Consider the following 17,486-nt stretch of genomic DNA (forward strand, 5'->3'; position numbering starts at 1 on the left):
TCTAGTGATTTTCGGAAAAAAGGGTATATGTGGTAAACTAGGTTATAGATGAAAGGAAGTGAGACTATGTCGAATACAGAAATATTGATGGAGCCTGTTGCCCGCCTGCAGGGAGTCACCAAAAAAATCGGCTCGAAAACGCTGGTGAGCGATTTAACGCTGGACATCCCGCCTGGACAAATCTTCGGTTTTTTGGGACCCAACGGAGCAGGTAAGACTACTACAATACGGATGATGGTAGGATTGATTTCCATTAGTCGTGGAGACATCTTGATCTGTGGCCGTAGTATTAAAAACCATTTTGAAGAGGCTATCGCAAATATAGGGGCCATTGTAGAAAATCCAGAGATGTACAAGTTCCTCACCGGTTATCAGAATCTGCGCCAATATGCACGGATGGTGCCAGGGGTAACAAAGCAACGGATAGATGAGGTTGTCGAGCTAGTCGGACTAGGTCAAAGAATTCATGACAAAGTTAAGACCTATTCGCTAGGTATGCGTCAGAGGCTGGGAGTGGCTCAAGCACTGCTGCACAGACCCAAGCTGCTGATTCTAGATGAGCCAACCAACGGGCTGGACCCACAAGGGATACGCGAGCTCCGAGACTATTTACGCCGTTTATGTCAGGAAGAAGGAACAACTGTATTCGTCTCCAGTCATTTACTTTCCGAGATGGAGCTCATGTGTGACAGCGTAGCGATTATCCAAAATGGACGACTGGTGGATGTGAAGCAGCTGAAAGGGGTAGGCAATACTGTAATGCCTCTGGGAGAAACCTTGTTCGAGGTTGATAATGCTGAGGCTGCGTTAGCCCTCATTGGACGTGGAGTATTTAAGAGTGGGGGACTTGTGCTTGAGGCAGAGCGTGAGGAGATTGCAGAATTAAATGCCAAGCTAGTGGCAGGTGGGATTAAGGTGTATAACATCAGAACCCTTGCCCGTACGCTGGAGGATCAATTCTTAGAGGTTACAGGAGGTGAAGGAATTGGGTGAGTTTACAGCTCTCATACATAATGAGAATATCAAAATATACAGCCGTGTCCGCACATGGATTATGCTGCTTATTCTTGCAGTGATGAGCGTGCTGCTTCCTGCGCTTATTTATTTCACAAGCGAAGGCGATTCATCGCTTATGGGGCTTTGGGACAACTTTCAGATGACGGTGAGTATTGCGTTCTTCTTGAATACAATCTTTACCGTTGTAGTGGCTTCTGACTCCGTAGCGGGCGAATTTACCTGGGGAACCATTAAGCTGCTGCTGATTCGCCCGTGGAGTCGCTCCAAGATCCTGCTCTCGAAATATATTTCCATGGTGTTATTCAGTTTGCTTAGCACCGCAGTATTGATTGCTTTTGGGTTTGGTGCTTCGTTAATCTTCTCCTCATCTTCGGGAGATACGATGTCATCCATTACGGCTTGGAGTCCAGCGGAATATTCCTTCCTAGATCTCCTATGTCGTTACATTGAGCTTTTCCTGACTGCTGCTCTGGCTTTCATGGTATCTAGCGTATTCCGCGCAAGTGGGCTGGCTATTGGATTATCCTTATTTATTATGTTTGCCAAGAGTATTTTTACGGTTATTTTTAGTCCAGAACGGTTTGAATGGGCCCAATACTTGATCTTCACACATATGGATCTAAGAGGCTACCTATTGTCGGATACGGGTCCGGGGGGCTCAACACTTGGTTTCTCCATAGCTGTATTAGCGGTGTACTATATCCTATTCCTGGCCATTTCCTGGATTGTCTTCCGTAAAAGGGACGTTGCTTCATAGAAATAAGTCTAGCCGGCTTCAAGTGTTCCTTGAGCTTTGGAGGAGCGCTTGGCTGCCTTGTCCTTTTTCATATTACTTTTGGGCTCACCTGCTTTTTCAGAGGTGGGCTGTTCTTGCATGGCAATGGAGCCATTCAGGAGGCTGCCTTCCATAATGCTAAGTGCTCCTGCTGAAATATTGCCATGCAATTCTCCGGTTCCGGTCATAATGAGTCTGCGATCAGCCGTAACATCCCCGTATACTTTGCCGGCAATCACGATTTCTTCCGCTTTAATACTGGAGCGCACTGTTCCTTCTTCTCCTACAGTCACGACACCACTGCAAATAATCTCACCGCTAAAGGTACCCTCAATCCGCAGGTTTGTATCACATTGCACCTTACCCTCCAGTGTTCCTCCATGCCCAATTAGGGAATCGGTAGATTTAAAGGGGACACGCTGCTGCCGTTTGTTCCACATTTATAAATTCCTCCTATTTTGAAATTAAATGCAACCCTTTAGGGTTTGACATACGCTAAAGGGTTGACTGTTTTATTCTGCTTCACAACCTGAAAATGAAGATGAGGACCTGTGCTTCGGCCAGTGCTTCCAAGCAAGCCGATTTTCTGCCCTTTGCTAACCTTGTCTCCCGCAGATACGATCATTCCGTTCAAATGCATGTACCAGGTTTCCAATCCATTTGAATGCTTAATCACGATGTATTTTCCGCGTGCGCCCATTTGTTCCGCAGTAATAACCTCGCCATCTAAGGCAGCATATACAGGATCACCGATGTTCCCAGCAATATCGACACCGGAATGGAACGCAGACAAACCTTTGAATGGATCTGAGCGGTAGCCGAAGCTTGAAGAAATGACTTTGGACTCGGTAGGCCAGAGCGGTACAGCGTTAAGTTTAGCCTTTTCTGCACGGGCCTTTTGAGCTTGCAGATTTGCCTGTACGTTATTTTCATGCTCTGCCTGTGTGATCGTCTGTGTGATACTTTCCACCATTTCATCAAGCATCCCGTGAATCTCCTCAAAGTCATCCTTAGTTTCTTCCACCAAGCTCGTAGCGTCGTTCTGATACACCGCGATGTATTCTCCACCAACCTGCGGGGTGAGTGTTTTTGGAAGGGCTGCGGTGATGGCCCCAAAGCGGAAACTTATGGCGGATAGAGAAGTGGAAGATGAGTTCTCTTCTGTACTCTGCTTAAAGGAAGTCTCTTTAGGAACAGGAGAAGAAAGACGGTTCGATAAACCTAATGTTGAATTTGAAGTGGCCGATCCAGCTTTTGATTTTTCTGTTGCGGATTTCTCCGGTTGAGATTCATTCGTGTCTGTAGCGGCAGCAGCACCTTTGCTTTTGTTAATCAATGCTTGCAGCTCCTGTTCCAGTGCATTTACACTCTTCAGCTTGTCTTTAATGTTATCTGCCTCTTCCGAAAGTTCGCTGACCTGGCTACGAAGCTGTGTTAAATCTTTATCCTTGTCGGCGACCTTCATTTCCATGCGGAGATTGGTTAGCGATAGTGCGGCTGCCTCGGCTTCTAGCTGTGAGATGGACTGAGAGGCATGGAAATGCATAGAGGTGACCAGACTGGAGATAGACAGGGCTGCTGCTGCCGGTAAGGCGAACGCTAGCGGTTTGGAGATGTGGAGCTGTTTGACTGGACGTCCGGCATCCCTTACGACAAGCAGCGTAATCCGTTTATGATCTGGCTGACTCTTCATGGCTTCTCCTTTCTGCGGCTTATGGCAGCCGCTTGCGATACCTGAGGCTAACGACTTTTCTTCCATTAGGCTCATCCGAATTGTCCTACTACTCTATGTATTCCATATCTTTCAGGAACATGACAACGGTTTGTTTGAATAAAGAAGGAGAGTTACGGCAAAACCTGTACTAGAGTCATCGCAGAGAGTCTATTGCATCTGTTTTTATTAATTGAGGGGGTAGAGAATTGAAGATTTTCGCGATAATTCTAATTCTTTTTATCATACAGATTGCATTGATTGTATTTCTGGAGTACCGACGCCCGCAAAGGGCTATAGCATGGTTGTTTATTTCCTTCTGTTGTCCACCGCTCGGTCTGGCATTCTATTATTTTCTAGGTCGTGACTACAGACAGAATAGAAAATTGAACAAAAGATGTACTTCACTGTTCCGGGAAATCCGTTCGTATGTCACTGGTAAGATTAAGGTAGTAAAACATGCGTCGGATACTGGAAACGCTCAGTTTGAGAATAACGAGGGTTTATTGGTTTTGCTTGCAAAGCTCTCGGAAGGGCCTATTACAGGCCATAACAAAAGCAGAGTGCTGTCAACTGCAAGAGAAGCTTACGACGCTATGCTGGAAGCCATGGAAGAGGCAAAAGAGCATATCCACATGCAATTTTATATTTATCGTGATGATGAGATCGGAGAACAGTTTCAGGACGTTATGATTCGAAAGGCGCGGCAGGGAGTAAAGGTGCGTTTGCTTTGTGATGGACTGGGCAGTCATCGATTAAGCCGTAGGTTTATTCGAACCCTGAGAAATGCCGGGGTGGAGTTCCACTTTTTTTTACCTCCGATTAGTTCTTTACTGGATCGTCGGTTTAATTTCCGCAATCATCGGAAGATCCTAGTGGTGGACGGATTGATTGGTTTTACGGGGGGAATGAATATCGGTGATGATTACTTAGGAAAGGACGCCAAGATGGGGTACTGGCGCGATACCCATCTGCGTTTAGAAGGAGATTCTGTTTATTATATTCAGTATGTCTTCCTGAAGGATTGGAGACTGGCCTCTGGTGAAGGTATGAGTCATCCTCGTTTGTTCCCTGAGCACTCTTGCAAGGAGCAAGAGGCCGTGCAGATTGTAGGAAGTGGACCGGATGCTGCGATCGATGCTTCTCAGGAGATGTATTTTGCCGCTCTTTGCTCTGCTAGGGAACGGATCTGGATTACTTCACCGTATTTTATTCCGGACCCTGCGATTTGTCGTGCTTTGAAGAGTGCAGTCCTTCGTGGAGTGGATGTTAGAATCATCATTCCGGCGAAGCCTGATAATAAGCTTGTTTATCATGCTTCTTTGTCTTATCTGGAGAATTTACAAGATGCAGGCGTGAAGTTCTATCGCTACACCAAAGGATTTATGCATGCCAAAGTCATGATTGTGGATGATCTGCTGGGTACGGTGGGAAGTGCGAATCTGGATATGCGCAGCTTCTATTCTAATTTCGAAATGACAGCGGTTTTGCTGCATCCTGAGACGATAGCAGAGCTAGTCGCGGGGTTTGAAAAGGATCAAAAGAACAGTGAATTCATTGATCCTGTAAAATTTAAGGAGAGAGGGAGAATTGTCAAACTCGGTGAAGGGCTATGTCAGTTGTTATCACCGCTGTTATGACCGGAAAGAGGACTAAATCTGAATTTTTCGAAGGATAGTACGTGTTCCATTCATTATTAGAGCATATTTTGTGATATAATAATTGTATAAGAAGAAATGTAAGAAAGTATAGATTGTAGTTATACTTCCGAATGTTTCAAAACTATACTGTTAAATTGTAGGGGGAGTTCTATGAATGTGAGTCCACAAATGTTTACCAAAGAGGAGCAGAACAAACTGCAGAAGACCGGTGCCCATAAAATGGCTAAGTTCGCGCAGCGTATGATCATGTTATCCGTAGGGGCCGCCATGATGGCTGTTGCACTTGAGATATTCCTAGTACCTAATCAAATGATTGATGGCGGGATAACCGGTATCTCCATTATTTTATCACATTTATTTGACATTCCTCTGGGTATATTATTGACACTGCTCAACCTTCCGTTCCTGTTAATCGGTTATAAGCAAATCGGTAAGACATTTGCCTTATCTACCTTATATGCGATTTTACTTATGTCTATCGGCACTTCAATGCTGCATCATGTAGAGGCCTTTACAGTTGAACCGATGCTTGCTGCCGTGTTTGGCGGTATCATTCTAGGTGTAGGTGTTGGATTGGTTGTACGTTTCGGGGGATCTCTAGACGGTACAGAAATTGTTGCGATTTTGGTAGCCAAGAAGCTTCCCTTCTCTGTAGGTGAAGTAGTTATGTTCTTCAACCTGTTCATCTTGTCCGGAGCTGGATTTGTGTTCGGTTGGAATAACGCGATGTTCTCCCTGATTGCTTATTATATTGCATTTAAGGTTATTGACATCACCCTTGAGGGTCTGGATCAATCGAAATCAGTATGGATTATCAGTGATAAATTCCGCGATATCGGGGAAGCTCTGACAGAGCGTCTTGGACGTGGTGTTACTTATTTAGATGGAGAAGGCGGATTTTCCGGTGAGAACAAGAAAGTGATCTTTGTAGTTATCACCCGTCTGGAAGAAGCTAAGCTTAAAACCATTGTTGAAGATTGGGATTCTGATGCATTCATCGCAATAGGTAACATTCATGATGTTAAAGGTGGCCGCTTCAAGAAGAAATCCATCCACTAGCGTAGCTCTTAAGTATTATTAACTGAAAGAAGGTATTTTTACGGATAAAAAAGCAATAAATACGGTGAACAAAGCTCGGCCTGCCGTATTCTTATATAGTATACCTTCTGTCCTTGAGTGGGACGCCAAATAAGCTCGTAGCATGTAGTTGATGCTGCGGGCTTATTGCTGTTTTTAGGCTCTTTTTTCTATGGGATTGCTCTTTATGGGAGCTTAGCGATGAGCTGTTCAACGGGCTGTGGGGGCACTTTCTCTAAAAGATCTCCCATACGCAGAAGGCGTTCCTCGATATTGAGCAGATGAAAATTAGAGGGAGATACATTTTGCTGAACCTCCTCCCAGAGCAAGGGTGTAGAAACTGTAGCAAATGGTCTTGCGCGTGGTGTGTAAGGTGCAGCTAATGTTTTGCCGCTATAATGCTGAAGGTAGTCAAAATAAATTTTATCTCCGCGATTCTTTTTTAGACGTTCCAGGGTGAACAGGTTGGGATGCTTTTCGGTGACATAACGACCCACAAAATGCCCGATTTTCCGCAATCCATCAAAAGTAACGCCAGTCTCGATAGGGACGATGATTTGCACCCCGGTAGCACCGGAGGTTTTGGGTACAGAGGAGAGGCCAAGAGAGGTTAAGACCGCCCCAACGATCGCAGTTGCTTCCATGATACGAGGTTCGATCTCAAGTGACGGATCAAGATCAATCATCCACTCACAGGGCAGCTCGCTGCCTACATAATGCAGGGAAGGGTGGAATTCCAAAGCAGCCAGATTCCCCAGCCAGATCAGCTCAGGTAAACCTTGCAGCTTGATATAGTTAATATTCTCGTGTACAGCGGTTTGGACAAAGGCCGGAAGAGGATCAGGCGCATTTTTCTGATAAAAGGACATTCCAGTGATGCCGTGCGGATAACGAATGACGGTAAGCAGCCGGTCTCGGCAATAACGCAGCAGATAGGGAGAGAGTGCAGCGAGCTTTTGCAGATAAATCCGTTTGGTAATGCCACATTCAGGCCAGAGCAGCTTTTCTGGATTAGTGATGATGATTTCTTCTCCGTCTATGGTAATTGTACCTTTGATCGCTGCCGGCATCGGGGAAACTCCTTTCTGTGATAGGAATGAAGGTATTATGTGTCAGTCGGCTCCTTTTCATGAAAAAAATATTCCCAAAGTGTCCCTTTTGGATGATCATAAGACTTATAAGGATATACGTTAATGAGAAAGGGGAGTTTGCTGATTTTGGACGGGATCGAGCACACTGTTGTTCGGGTACAGGCAGGCGAGGTAGATTCCTATACCTTGATCGTCGAGGCTTTTCAAAAGCCGATTTACCGCTATTGCTGTCGGCTGCTTGGGAGCCGTACTGAAGCGGAGGATGCAGTACAGGAAATTCTGGTAAAGGCATATCAGCATATAGGCACATACCGCCCTATCGCGAGCTTCTCTTCATGGCTATATAAAATTGCCTACCATCATTGCCTCAGTCTGATCCGCAAACGTCAAAGCCAAATAAAGTTTATGGCGCTTTTTCAACCAGATCCGCCTGCAGAAAGCCCGGAACAGTTGATGGACCGTTACATATTTAACGAACATCTGACTTTTGCCCTCGAGAAGCTGAAGACAGAGGAGCGAAACCTGTTAGTACTTAGAATCTTTGAGGAACAGAGCTTCCCGGAGATTGCGGAGATTCTGGATAAGAATACTGATGCTGTGAAGAAAAAATACAGGCGAACGATTACGAAGCTTGGCAAAATGCTGAATGCTCAGAAAGGGGGAACGGAATGGTGCGGCAACGAGGCTTTGTTGAAGAGAAAATGATCAAGAAAATGGATGCGGTAGGGAGCTGCGAAGAGCTGGATGTAAAAGCAGCTGTTATGAAGCGGGTAAGAGCAATTCATGAACAACAGAATAGGATTGACGGTGAAAGGACGAACATCGTTATCGAGCTGAAGCCGTTCCCAGAACCGGAAGATCCTATTATGCAGAAGCAAAAGGAGATGCCCCAACACCCGTCTAGGTTTAGAAAAAGAGTGCTCACAGGAGTCTCCGCGGCTGTATTGCTAGGGATTATCGGGTTGGGTGCTTTTCAGCTATCTGCTGATGGAGATTTATCGGAACAAGGTAGCCAGGTTACAATTGATATCTCAAAATCCCAAGGTGGTATTATTACACTAGTGAACAGCGGAGGGAAGGCTGTTGTGAAGACGGTGCATAATAATACGCCTGATCCGACAACCTTGCCTGCGATAGAGAAGTATCAGAGCTTATCTATGACTTATAAAGAGCAAGTGCTTGCTCGTTTAAACACTGGGGAAATGGCTGCTTATTATGTGAAGGATGCTGAATTAAATAAGCTGGAGTTAGGGTTAGGCTATGGAAATCAATTGCAGTTTGCTTTTATTTCGCCGGTGTATTCGAAATATCAAGACTTCGTAAAAGAATTAAAAACGGTTGGCGATTTCTGGCCAGGGTTGCCTTCCTCGTTAGCTGATGGTTATGAATTCGAGCAAGGAACTTTTAATGCAGCTCCCCTATACAAGTCGCTAGACACAGAATATGAAGAAATCCTTGAACAATTTCAAAAAAAGGCTACAACCGATAAAACTGGACAAAACTTGTTTATGGAGAAGATAGCTGCAAATTCCATAGATAATACTGAGGTTACCTACCACAACGGAGATCAAAGAATTACACTATCCTTAAGGCAGAGTGTTTTTAAGGGTTATACCATGCAAGTGACTATCTTGGAAGGCCAGACTGCTGAAAAATGGTCTGTGACAGGTACAGGTAAAGAGGCAATATTTGTCGCGGCGGGTACTGGAAAAGGGAAGAATGCTTGGTCTTCTCAGAATCGATTGTATTGGTATGATGAAGCCACCCAGATGGTTCTTTCTCTGAGCGACAAGCAGGAGAATAAACTGACTTGTGAGCAATGGCAAAAGATTGCCACCAGTTTTATTCACTAGCTACTGTTCTAACTGTACATTATGAGAAGCTGTCTCAAAAGTAGTGAATTCTACTTGGGAGGCAGCTTTTTTATGGAATAGGGGAATAATGGATTTTACTGTGCCATGTGACGATATGCCACGCGTAGAGTTCTATGTTAATGGTTGGGGCGGTGGGCGATGTGCTATGTATGATTTTCGTGCGGCTTGCAGTAGATGATTTGTGGAATTAGTGGTATATGTGACGGTGGACTATGGGCGATACGTTCTGTGGACAGAAATATCTGAGGTTTAGGGAGAGATTCCCCAATTGTTCTATAAGTGCTCACTTATTGCATCATTAGGAGCATCACTTGATGCGTCACTTGTAATGTTAAGAACAAAAAAGAGGCTTTCCCAAGCAACTATTTCATGGCTTTTGGGACAGCCTCTTTTTTGTGAGAAAATGTCCCTTTTTCTAATGTTGGATTGTTATAGAAGTGTAGTTAAAAAACAGGGGTGAAAATACATTTACCTTATTGAAGGAGAGGATGTTAGAAATTGAAGCTCCATTCTGATTTCAAAAAAACAGTTATCGCGTTCTCTGCAGCAATCTTGCTGGGAACAGGAGTGGCCGGGGGTGTGGATGTACCCGGCTTGTCTCTTACAATTGCGGCGGCATCAGGAGCGCAGGTTGCATCACAAACCGATCAGAAGACCCAAAAGGAATTGCAGGCACTCGTAGCTGGAGTGAAGGAAGGTACGCTTTTGGCCTACTACGTACGGGATAAAGTCTCCAATCCACAGGATGCGATCAGCTTCTCTGGCAAAGGGTTTGTTTTTAAGGACTATAAATCCTTTGCTGCGAAGTTTAAAGCGCTAAAGGGTCCGTCTATTCCGCAGCCCGGAAATCTTCCTAAAGGCTTCACTCTGGCGAGAGCCATCATCTATCCACCGGCTGTAGCTAATGATTCAGAGCTGTATTTGCAACTAGAGCAGGAATTGAAGGCAGCAGCGGTTGCTGGTAATTCTAATAAACAGTTGTTTAGTAAAATCATCAGCTGGAACCAGACGAATTTGTCTATGCAGCTGTATGCGAAAGGAAAAGCCAATTTTAGCATTGTAACTGGGTCGCCGCCATCCAAACTTCCGGAAGGAGCGGTACCTTTTGTAAGAGCTTCGGAATCTAAGAAAGAATTAACGGTCAACGGCAGAAAAGTAGTACTTACAACTGATTCCGCTAAAGACGCAAGCTTTAACACAAAGCTAGTATGGCTGGATAACTCAGGCACGATACAATATACCCTTTCAGACAATCGGGCCAGTACGCTGACGACAAATGAAATGCTGGCGGTAGCTAAAACCATGATCAAATAACCAAGGGGCTAAAGGAGGATATTATAATGATGATTAAGAAAAGCGCGGCGATTACAGCCTTAAGCTTATTAGTATTGATAAGTGCGGTGAGTGGAACAGCAGGCGCAGTGCCTGCGGGGAGTAATAATAAAAGTAAAGCTACCGTACCCGTTGAGCAGAATACGCCCATATCTTCAACGATTGAAGCTTTGATTGCCAAAGAAAATACAGTTCCCTTACAAGCAGGCGAACTTAAGATCCTGTATGTAAATGATAAGAAATCTAATCCACATGAAACCTTGAGTATAAGCTATATGCCATATAGATTCAGTTCTATAAACGAAGCGGCGCAGAAGTTACTTTCATTAAGCGGGAAGTCACTCCTGATACCTACTTCTCTACCAGAGGATTATAAGTTACAGGATGTCGTTTTAAATCCAGTGATTCCAATGTTTTTTAGCTCAGAGTATAAAACCCTTAGGGATCAGTTAAAAGCTAAAGCCCAAGCTGGTGGTAAAAAGGTGATTTCGCAAAGCTTGAAGTGGAGCAATACAGAAACCTCTATCACCTATCTACGAAATGGAGAGAGGTTGAATTTAAGATCTGCACCCGCATACACGCTACCGGAAGGGGTGACTTTGGCCCAGCTGCCTGGGGATCAGGATGAGAGCTTGACCCTCAACGGGGTTGAGGCGATTTACACAGTTTTTGGTCCTCATCACGGTGATCTTAAAGTCCAGCTGGTATGGTCCAGTGCTGATGGAAGTGTCGATTATACACTTACGAGTACAAAAAATACTGCGCAGACAAAGGCAGAGCTTGAGGCCCTTGTAACAAGTTTTACAGCACAATAAGAAACGTCCTCCCATTTCAGATTGGGAGGACGTTCTTTTATCCTTTTTGCTCTATTGTGCATGCCTCCGGGGGAAGATCCACTTTAGCTTGAGTAACAGGCTGACGCAGAGTGCCCGAGGTGTTCCATTCCAGAAAATGAACTTTGAAGACGAGCTCCGGCTTTATCCAAAAAGCACCCTTGCCTCGCTGTGGAACATCTGCAAAGGGCATCCGATCCAGCTTAAGGCGGTGTGCCTCCGCAGTTAAGTCGCGTTTATCCTGCACAGTCAATTTTCCCGGACCGGCATGTCCGATATAATGCAAATTTCCTTTATCATCATAAAGACCAAGAAGCAGTGCGTTGACGATACCGTCACGGAACGTCACACCCCCGGCTACAGCTGTAATATCAGAACTGATTTTGCGTTTCTGCCAACGTTTATCTTTTCCGCCCGGAGCATAAGTGCTGTTGATGTCCTTGCAGACGATTCCTTCCAAGCCCTGGTTCTGAGTGGCGGCGAACAGTTCTGTAGGATCGGTATAACTTGGCACAGCTTGAACATGGGGATGCGGCAGCAGAATGTCACTTAACAGCTGCTGCCGCAAGAATAATGGTTGATCCATCGTCGATTGGCCATTATAAAACAGAATATCAAAAATCATATAAATGACAGGAACCTGATGCCTAACGACGGAAATTGTGGAACCGTTTTTCAAACTGTCCCTCCGCATCACCTCATGAAATGAGGGTTTGCCGTCCTTGAGCGCGATAATCTCACCATCAAGAATCACGGAGTCAGCCTTGCAGTAAGCAGATACATCAATAAGTTCTGGATATTGCGTGGTACGGTAATTGCCACGTCTGTTAATAAGCTGAGTAGTGCTTCCATCGTAATAGGACAACATCCGTACGCCGTCCCATTTAATTTGTGCGATCCACTGGTCACCTGCTGGAAGCTGCCCAGCCAGTATAGGTTCAAAAGGAATAATGGGCTGAAGCTTCATCCGCAGAGCCTCCTAAGATACGGTTGTTTTGCTTTTCGTGCTGCGGCGTTTCGGTTTTGGTGTGATGACTGGAGCCGGCCCGGAGACCTCGTTTTGCTGCTCCGCAGGTTCCGCGGCGGTTGTTTTGGTCTTGGCTGTTTTTCTTTTGGCAGCAGGAGCCGCTTTAGTTTTGTTTTTTGTGTTGCCTGTTAATGAAGGACCAGGGTCTGAAGGAATATGCTGCACAGCTTGAATACTAGCCTGCAAGGCGGCCATTAGATCAATCACATTGCTTTCCTGTTTAGCAGGAGCGATATGAAATTCCTCGCCTGCAATTTTATGTGAGATCAGATCAAGCATACGCTGGCGATAATCATCGGTATATTTTGCCGGATCAAAAGGAGTGGATAGCTGTGAGATCAGCAGCTTAGCCATTTCCAGCTCTTTATCGTTCACTGTCCCTGCTTCGGGCAGACCAGGCACTTGCGAGATCGGCCGTACCTCATCAGGATAAAAAATGGTCTCAATCGCAAGGCAATCCTCAAGCACACGGATCGCTGCCAGACTGCTTTTTGAGCGGATTGAAATTTTGGCGATGCCAATTTTACCTGTCTGCTTCATGGCCTCCATAAGAAGTCGATAAGCATTTGATCCTGCCTGATCCGGGGATAAATAGTAGGTTTTTTGAAAATAAATCGGATCGATCTCCGTCAGGTCTACAAAGTCGAGAATGGAGATGCTTTTACTGGTCTCGTCGGATAGTTGATCCAATTCCTCTTTGTCGAAGAGCACAAACTTCCCTTTTTCATACTCATATCCTTTACCGATCTCTTCCCAAGCAACCTCTTTGTCACACACCGGGCATTTGCGTACATACGACAGCGGGCTGCCACACTCCTTATGGATATAACGCAGAGAAATGTCCTTGTCTTCCGTAGCGGAGAACATTTTAACCGGAACATGCACAAGCCCGAAGCTGATGGCTCCTTTCCAAACGGTATGCATGAGAAACACCTCCTGATCTAAGTTGATTTGCTTTGGGTTAGTATGAGGCAGGAAAGGCTTTTCTAGCCGGGTGCATTTTTTGAGAAGCTTGGGAAAAAATAAACTCGGACCTGTGAAGTTGAGGAGGAGAATCTAAGGTATGGAACCAAGAGATAACGAATGGAGCGATGCGCTGAGCGAGCAGGATATTCCGGCCACAGTTGTGGATTGGGAGAGCATTATTGCGTCCACGGAGGCCAGTCAGGTTTCCGATTCGGAAAAGCTGGATGCGGAACGAACCCTCGAAGATACGTCACCCTTAGAATCGTAAACTTTAGGAAAGATAAAGGAGGAGAACAGTTGTGGACGTCAAACGGGCACAGGATATTTATGCTTCTAAAGAAACTGTAAGTGTACATTTGGATGGGGAGCCTGTATGGATTGAACATGTGGATGAAGAGAACGGAATGGCTACGGTACAAGTTGGCTCTCGACCAACCAATACGCACACTGTGGGTGTTGAACGACTCGAAGAGCAAGAGCACTAACAAAGGTCTACTTAGAGCGTACGTTAAAGCTGAATTATAGTTTTAAAAAAAGAGACTTTTTATGCTTAAGTTTGCGTAAAGGTCTCTTTTTTGATTTGGAGCATAACTGACGTCAAGGTTGACGGTGTAAGATTTAAACCAATATATTGGATCAGGCAGGACAGTCCATTATTGTTACGCTGTGTTCAGGAGTTATTGCCACAGTATTATTCTTTCAAGCTACAGATATGGTAGGAGCAGCATGAGCGGATTAACGGCAGTCGAAGCCACCCATTCTCGCAGCGTTCGGTATCGAAATTCAGCTTAACCACGCAAGTGAAGAAGAGGGCTGTACCTCCTTCGGCTTAAACAATGGGCGGGACAGTTGTTGCGGTGGATGGACCATACCGATATAATTGAATGTAATGGTTTTCGACAGGTATATTTTAAAAGGTGGTAGTTGTAGTTGGACAAAACAGTCGAAACGGTGTTCACTTACCGTTCTTACAATCTGCAGGATACGGAGCAACTGGCAAGTGCAATAGCTGCTGCTTCAACGGCAGGCATGGTTATCGGTTTGGACGGTGATCTAGGCGCAGGAAAAACGGCCTTCTCGCAAGGTTATGCTCGCCATCTTGGAGTGAAAGGGATCGTAAACAGTCCTACTTTTACTATTATTAAAGAGTACGAAGGTCGTCTGCCGTTATATCACATGGATGTATATCGGATTTCACTTCAGGAAGCAGATGAGCTTGGATTGGATGAGTATTTCTATGGTCAGGGTGTTTGTTTGGTAGAATGGAGCAGTATTATTACGGAGTTAATGCCGCCGCGGCATATGCATATATACATGGAAACAGTTGGACCGGAGGAAAGAATCATTACGGTGACCGCAATCGGGGAGCCTTATGGTGAGCTTTGCCGGGAGCTGATCCAGAAGTGGGGTTAATAAAAATGACGAACGAGAATACAGAGCCGCGCAAGCGGCTTTTAGCGCTGGATACATCAACTGCCGTATTGGGGGTTGCAGTGACCGAGAATGGAGAATTATTGCATGAAATTAATGCTTCCGGTGAACGGAATCATTCGGTGCATTTGCTGCCGATTATAGAGCAGGCGCTGCAAGCTTCGGGAACAACCGTTGCTAATCTGGGCGGGATTGCGGTTGGTGTGGGCCCGGGATCTTATACGGGAACACGGATCGCGGTTACCGCTGCCAAAACACTGGCTTGGGCATGGAATGTCCCGGTAGTTGGTATTTCGAGCCTGCATGCTGTGGCATGGGGTGGGTATGAAATAGCCCTTAAGAATAAGACGACAGCAGAGTCAGGCCAAGCCACTGCGAACAGTGGCTACGGTCCAGACTGGATCATTCCACTGATGGATGCGCGTCGGGGACAGGTCTACACAGGATTATTCGCAGCGGATGGGAATAGTTCTCTTAGCCGCCTTGAACCAGATGCCATCCGGTTGATGGCCGACTGGGTGGAGTACTTGGCAGAACGTTTACAACAGGCTTCAGCTGAAGGAACTAAACCAGCTATTCTATGGTTTGTTGGAGAAACCGCTGTACATGGCAGCGAAGAATCACTACATCCGCTGGCGGAACTCGGCACTTCTGTAGCTGTTCCATATGAGCTGGAGGGCCGCTGGACAGGCTTCCTTGGTGAAGCCCGGCTGCAAGTAGAGAATGATGATATTCATAGCTTGATCCCTAACTATACTCAGATTTCGGAAGCGGAGGCCAATCTGCGGTTAAGTAGTAAAGGAGGCTTAAAACGATGACGGAAGTGGAAGCATTGAGAGCACAAGAGGCTGACCTTGTTTTTCGTCTGATGAAGCTGGAGGATATTCCGGACATTCTTATTATTGAGCGCGAAGCCTTTACCATGCCGTGGACGGAGGAAGCTTTCCGGAATGAGCTGACGCATAATCATTTTGCTAAATACATGGTCATGGAGCTGGCGGGTCATATCATTGGCTATGCTGGAATGTGGGCTATCGTGGATGAGGCGCATGTGACGAATATTGCCTTACTCGAAGCTTATCGTGGACGTAAATGGGGGGAGCGCCTGTTGGAGGAGTTAATGAATACAGCCTCTTACGTAGGCATGAAATCCATTACGCTTGAGGTACGGGTATCCAACGAGGTAGCTCAGAATTTATATCGTAAAAAAGGCTTTCGTTCTGCCGGCACGCGCAAAGGATATTATTCCGATAATCGCGAGGATGCGCTCATTATGTGGGCGGATCTACCGGAGTATAAGGAGCATGGCTATTTGGAAGGAAGCGTGGACTTGAAATGAAGACAGAAACGGGCGCAGATCAACCTGTACTAATACTTGCTATAGAGACCAGTTGTGATGAAACCTCGGTGGCCGTGGTCAAAAACGGATCAGAAGTGTTATCCAACATCATCTCGAGTCAAATAGAGACACATCGCGCTTTTGGGGGCGTGGTGCCAGAAGTGGCTTCCCGTAAACATGTGGAGGTAATTACGCTCGTAATCGAGGAAGCGCTCGCCAAGGCAGGCGTTACACCCGAACAATTGACTGCGGTAGCGGTGACTCAAGGCCCGGGTTTGGTGGGAGCTTTACTGGTCGGGGTAGTAGCAGCTAAAAGCCTTGCTCTTGCATGGGGCAAGCCGTTAATTGGCACGCATCATATTGCAGGCCACATCTATGCTAACCGTCTGGTTGCAGAGTTGCAGTATCCATGTATGACACTAGTGGTGTCAGGTGGACATACTGAACTGGTTCATATGGAGCGTGAGGGTGAGTTTCGAATTATCGGCCGCACGCGTGATGATGCTGTAGGTGAAGCATATGATAAAGTGGCTCGGGCGCTAGGGTTCCCTTATCCCGGCGGACCCCATGTAGATCGCCTGGCACGCGAAGCGACGGAAGTTGTTGCATTGCCGCGGGTATGGCTGGAGCCGAACTCTTATGATTTCAGCTTCAGCGGTCTAAAATCGGCGGTGCTGAATGTGGTGAATCAGAGCAAAATGAAAGGTCTTGAACCCAATGTCGCAGGCATCGCCCGGGGGTTCCAAGAATCCGTAGTTGAAGTGCTGGTGGAAAAGGCGGTACGCGCCGTTAAAGCCACTAACTCCAGACAGTTATTGCTCTGTGGGGGGGTCGCTGCTAATGGCGGACTCCGCTCGGCATTAATTTCGCGCTGTGAAACGGAGGGCATTGAACTTATTATTCCTCCACCGGTGTATTGCACGGATAATGCGGCGATGATTGGAGCGGCTGCATACGTGAAGTGGCAGCATGACGGTGGAATACCGCTGGATATGGTAGCTGACCCTGGATTCTCACTGGAACAATGGTCTGTATCTGCCTATTGACATCATTTGGAGCTAACGAGTATAATCAGTTCAATTAAACAAGGCAAACGCGATGAGCGGAAGTAGTAAGGATACTCTGGGATAAGAGAACTGCGGGTGGGTGCAACGCAGTCGAAGGAGTCCTGAACTCGTCTGGGAGCGGAGCGGTGGAAGCATTACTGGCAATTGTCGCCGGAACGTTTGTACACCGTTTACGGGTAACCTCCGTGATAGGGTGGTCTAGTACCTAACATACTGGACCGTAGAGTGGATGTTCAATTGGAATCGGTAGGAACTTAGCCGATACAGAGCATCAACAAGAGTGGT

19 protein-coding genes, 1 pseudogene and 1 other annotated feature (1 of these 21 running past the window's edge) are annotated in these 17,486 nt (G+C 46.1%); of the genes and pseudogenes, 15 read left to right on the plus strand and 5 right to left on the minus strand.

Annotated elements, in window-relative coordinates:
• The first annotated feature begins 66 nt into the window (after positions 1-66).
• Positions 67-993, plus strand: a complete 927-nt coding sequence (locus NST40_RS04905) for an ABC transporter ATP-binding protein (RefSeq protein ID WP_232061156.1) — start codon at positions 67-69, stop codon at positions 991-993.
• Positions 986-1,774: an ABC transporter permease gene (locus NST40_RS04910; RefSeq protein ID WP_076185050.1), complete on the plus strand. Its 789-nt coding sequence runs from the start codon at positions 986-988 to the stop codon at positions 1,772-1,774. The genes NST40_RS04905 and NST40_RS04910 overlap by 8 nt, the downstream gene beginning before the upstream one ends.
• Positions 1,775-1,782: 8 nt before the next feature.
• On the opposite strand, the gene NST40_RS04915 is transcribed toward NST40_RS04910, so the two are convergent.
• A complete protein-coding gene (locus NST40_RS04915) occupies positions 1,783-2,232 on the minus strand; it encodes a polymer-forming cytoskeletal protein (protein WP_038568928.1) in 450 nt (149 codons plus the stop codon).
• 38 nt (positions 2,233-2,270) lie between these two features.
• Positions 2,271-3,551 (minus strand): M23 family metallopeptidase, encoded by a 1,281-nt coding sequence (locus NST40_RS04920; RefSeq protein ID WP_076185051.1) that lies wholly within the window; start codon positions 3,549-3,551, stop codon positions 2,271-2,273.
• 161 nt (positions 3,552-3,712) lie between these two features.
• Here NST40_RS04920 and cls point away from each other — a divergent pair, with 161 nt between their 5' ends.
• Positions 3,713-5,143, plus strand: a complete 1,431-nt coding sequence (gene cls, locus NST40_RS04925; RefSeq protein ID WP_076276843.1) for a cardiolipin synthase — start codon at positions 3,713-3,715, stop codon at positions 5,141-5,143.
• A gap of 240 nt (positions 5,144-5,383) precedes the next feature.
• Positions 5,384-6,223 carry a YitT family protein gene (locus NST40_RS04930; protein ID WP_248547977.1) on the plus strand — a complete coding sequence of 280 codons (840 nt, stop codon included), beginning with the start codon at positions 5,384-5,386 and terminating at the stop codon, positions 6,221-6,223.
• Positions 6,224-6,426: 203 nt separating this feature from the next.
• Here NST40_RS04930 and ligD read toward each other — a convergent pair whose 3' ends face one another.
• A complete protein-coding gene (gene ligD, locus NST40_RS04935) occupies positions 6,427-7,311 on the minus strand; it encodes a non-homologous end-joining DNA ligase (RefSeq protein ID WP_076129236.1) in 885 nt (294 codons plus the stop codon).
• Positions 7,312-7,434: 123 nt separating this feature from the next.
• Between ligD and NST40_RS04940 the strand changes: the two genes are divergently transcribed.
• The 4 genes from NST40_RS04940 to NST40_RS04955 all read left to right on the plus strand — a co-directional run bounded on the left by NST40_RS04940 (position 7,435) and on the right by NST40_RS04955 (position 11,353).
• A complete protein-coding gene (locus NST40_RS04940; protein ID WP_342410454.1) occupies positions 7,435-8,037 on the plus strand; it encodes a sigma-70 family RNA polymerase sigma factor in 603 nt (200 codons plus the stop codon).
• Positions 8,001-9,185 carry a hypothetical protein gene (locus tag NST40_RS04945; protein WP_342410455.1) on the plus strand — a complete coding sequence of 395 codons (1,185 nt, stop codon included), beginning with the start codon at positions 8,001-8,003 and terminating at the stop codon, positions 9,183-9,185. The genes NST40_RS04940 and NST40_RS04945 overlap by 37 nt, the downstream gene beginning before the upstream one ends.
• 519 nt (positions 9,186-9,704) lie before the next feature.
• On the plus strand, positions 9,705-10,520 hold the full coding sequence (locus NST40_RS04950; RefSeq protein WP_341001256.1) for a hypothetical protein: 816 nt from the start codon (positions 9,705-9,707) through the stop codon (positions 10,518-10,520).
• Between the two features lie 26 nt (positions 10,521-10,546).
• Positions 10,547-11,353: a hypothetical protein gene (locus NST40_RS04955; RefSeq protein WP_342410456.1), complete on the plus strand. Its 807-nt coding sequence runs from the start codon at positions 10,547-10,549 to the stop codon at positions 11,351-11,353.
• 37 nt (positions 11,354-11,390) lie between these two features.
• Here the strand turns inward: NST40_RS04955 and NST40_RS04960 are convergent, their stop codons facing one another.
• Positions 11,391-12,338: an RNA ligase family protein gene (locus tag NST40_RS04960; protein ID WP_076276847.1), complete on the minus strand. Its 948-nt coding sequence runs from the start codon at positions 12,336-12,338 to the stop codon at positions 11,391-11,393.
• A 12-nt stretch (positions 12,339-12,350) separates the two neighbouring features.
• A complete protein-coding gene (locus tag NST40_RS04965) occupies positions 12,351-13,322 on the minus strand; it encodes a Ku protein (RefSeq protein WP_342410457.1) in 972 nt (323 codons plus the stop codon).
• A gap of 139 nt (positions 13,323-13,461) precedes the next feature.
• On the opposite strand from NST40_RS04965, the gene NST40_RS04970 reads away from it, so the two are divergent.
• The 7 genes and pseudogenes from NST40_RS04970 (at position 13,462) to tsaD (ending at position 17,180) form a co-directional block, all read left to right on the plus strand.
• Positions 13,462-13,632 (plus strand): hypothetical protein, encoded by a 171-nt coding sequence (locus NST40_RS04970; protein ID WP_175617343.1) that lies wholly within the window; start codon positions 13,462-13,464, stop codon positions 13,630-13,632.
• 31 nt (positions 13,633-13,663) lie between these two features.
• Positions 13,664-13,849: an H-type small acid-soluble spore protein gene (locus tag NST40_RS04975; protein WP_036676525.1), complete on the plus strand. Its 186-nt coding sequence runs from the start codon at positions 13,664-13,666 to the stop codon at positions 13,847-13,849.
• Between the two features lie 149 nt (positions 13,850-13,998).
• A pseudogene (locus NST40_RS04980) lies at positions 13,999-14,082 on the plus strand (multidrug resistance efflux transporter family protein); the annotation flags it as partial.
• 233 nt (positions 14,083-14,315) lie between these two features.
• The gene (gene tsaE, locus NST40_RS04985; protein WP_256716125.1) at positions 14,316-14,777 is read left to right on the plus strand and encodes a tRNA (adenosine(37)-N6)-threonylcarbamoyltransferase complex ATPase subunit type 1 TsaE; all 462 of its coding nucleotides are present in this window, start codon (positions 14,316-14,318) and stop codon (positions 14,775-14,777) included.
• 5 nt (positions 14,778-14,782) lie between these two features.
• Entirely contained in the window at positions 14,783-15,613 is an 831-nt protein-coding gene (gene tsaB / locus NST40_RS04990; protein WP_342410460.1) for a tRNA (adenosine(37)-N6)-threonylcarbamoyltransferase complex dimerization subunit type 1 TsaB, read from the plus strand.
• Complete coding sequence (rimI, locus tag NST40_RS04995) at positions 15,610-16,134, plus strand: ribosomal protein S18-alanine N-acetyltransferase (RefSeq protein ID WP_076219610.1); 525 nt, start codon at positions 15,610-15,612, stop codon at positions 16,132-16,134. The genes tsaB and rimI overlap by 4 nt, the downstream gene beginning before the upstream one ends.
• Positions 16,131-17,180, plus strand: a complete 1,050-nt coding sequence (gene tsaD / locus NST40_RS05000) for a tRNA (adenosine(37)-N6)-threonylcarbamoyltransferase complex transferase subunit TsaD (protein ID WP_076219611.1) — start codon at positions 16,131-16,133, stop codon at positions 17,178-17,180. Before rimI ends, tsaD begins: the two co-directional genes overlap by 4 nt.
• Positions 17,181-17,223: 43 nt before the next feature.
• Positions 17,224-17,486, plus strand: a binding site (T-box leader); it runs 32 nt beyond the window's last position.

The organism is Paenibacillus sp. FSL R10-2778, from assembly GCF_038593035.1.
GTDB classification, from domain to species: Bacteria; Bacillota; Bacilli; order Paenibacillales; family Paenibacillaceae; genus Paenibacillus_AQ; species Paenibacillus_AQ odorifer.

Excerpts from the sequence above, each read along its gene's own strand:
- NST40_RS04905 (WP_232061156.1), top strand. The coding sequence starts at position 67 with ATGTCGAATACAGAAATATTGATGGAGCCTGTTGCCCGCCTGCAGGGA.
- NST40_RS04915 (WP_038568928.1), bottom strand. The coding sequence starts at position 2,232 with ATGTGGAACAAACGGCAGCAGCGTGTCCCCTTTAAATCTACCGATTCC.
- NST40_RS04940 (WP_342410454.1), top strand. The coding sequence starts at position 7,435 with ATGAGAAAGGGGAGTTTGCTGATTTTGGACGGGATCGAGCACACTGTT.
- NST40_RS04955 (WP_342410456.1), top strand. The coding sequence starts at position 10,547 with ATGATGATTAAGAAAAGCGCGGCGATTACAGCCTTAAGCTTATTAGTA.
- NST40_RS04945 (WP_342410455.1), top strand. The coding sequence starts at position 8,001 with ATGGTGCGGCAACGAGGCTTTGTTGAAGAGAAAATGATCAAGAAAATG.
- NST40_RS04965 (WP_342410457.1), bottom strand. The coding sequence starts at position 13,322 with ATGCATACCGTTTGGAAAGGAGCCATCAGCTTCGGGCTTGTGCATGTT.
- tsaD (WP_076219611.1), top strand. The coding sequence starts at position 16,131 with ATGAAGACAGAAACGGGCGCAGATCAACCTGTACTAATACTTGCTATA.
- ligD (WP_076129236.1), bottom strand. The coding sequence starts at position 7,311 with ATGCCGGCAGCGATCAAAGGTACAATTACCATAGACGGAGAAGAAATC.
- NST40_RS04930 (WP_248547977.1), top strand. The coding sequence starts at position 5,384 with ATGGCTAAGTTCGCGCAGCGTATGATCATGTTATCCGTAGGGGCCGCC.
- NST40_RS04960 (WP_076276847.1), bottom strand. The coding sequence starts at position 12,338 with ATGAAGCTTCAGCCCATTATTCCTTTTGAACCTATACTGGCTGGGCAG.
- tsaB (WP_342410460.1), top strand. The coding sequence starts at position 14,783 with ATGACGAACGAGAATACAGAGCCGCGCAAGCGGCTTTTAGCGCTGGAT.
- NST40_RS04970 (WP_175617343.1), top strand. The coding sequence starts at position 13,462 with ATGGAACCAAGAGATAACGAATGGAGCGATGCGCTGAGCGAGCAGGAT.
- NST40_RS04920 (WP_076185051.1), bottom strand. The coding sequence starts at position 3,551 with ATGGAAGAAAAGTCGTTAGCCTCAGGTATCGCAAGCGGCTGCCATAAG.
- rimI (WP_076219610.1), top strand. The coding sequence starts at position 15,610 with ATGACGGAAGTGGAAGCATTGAGAGCACAAGAGGCTGACCTTGTTTTT.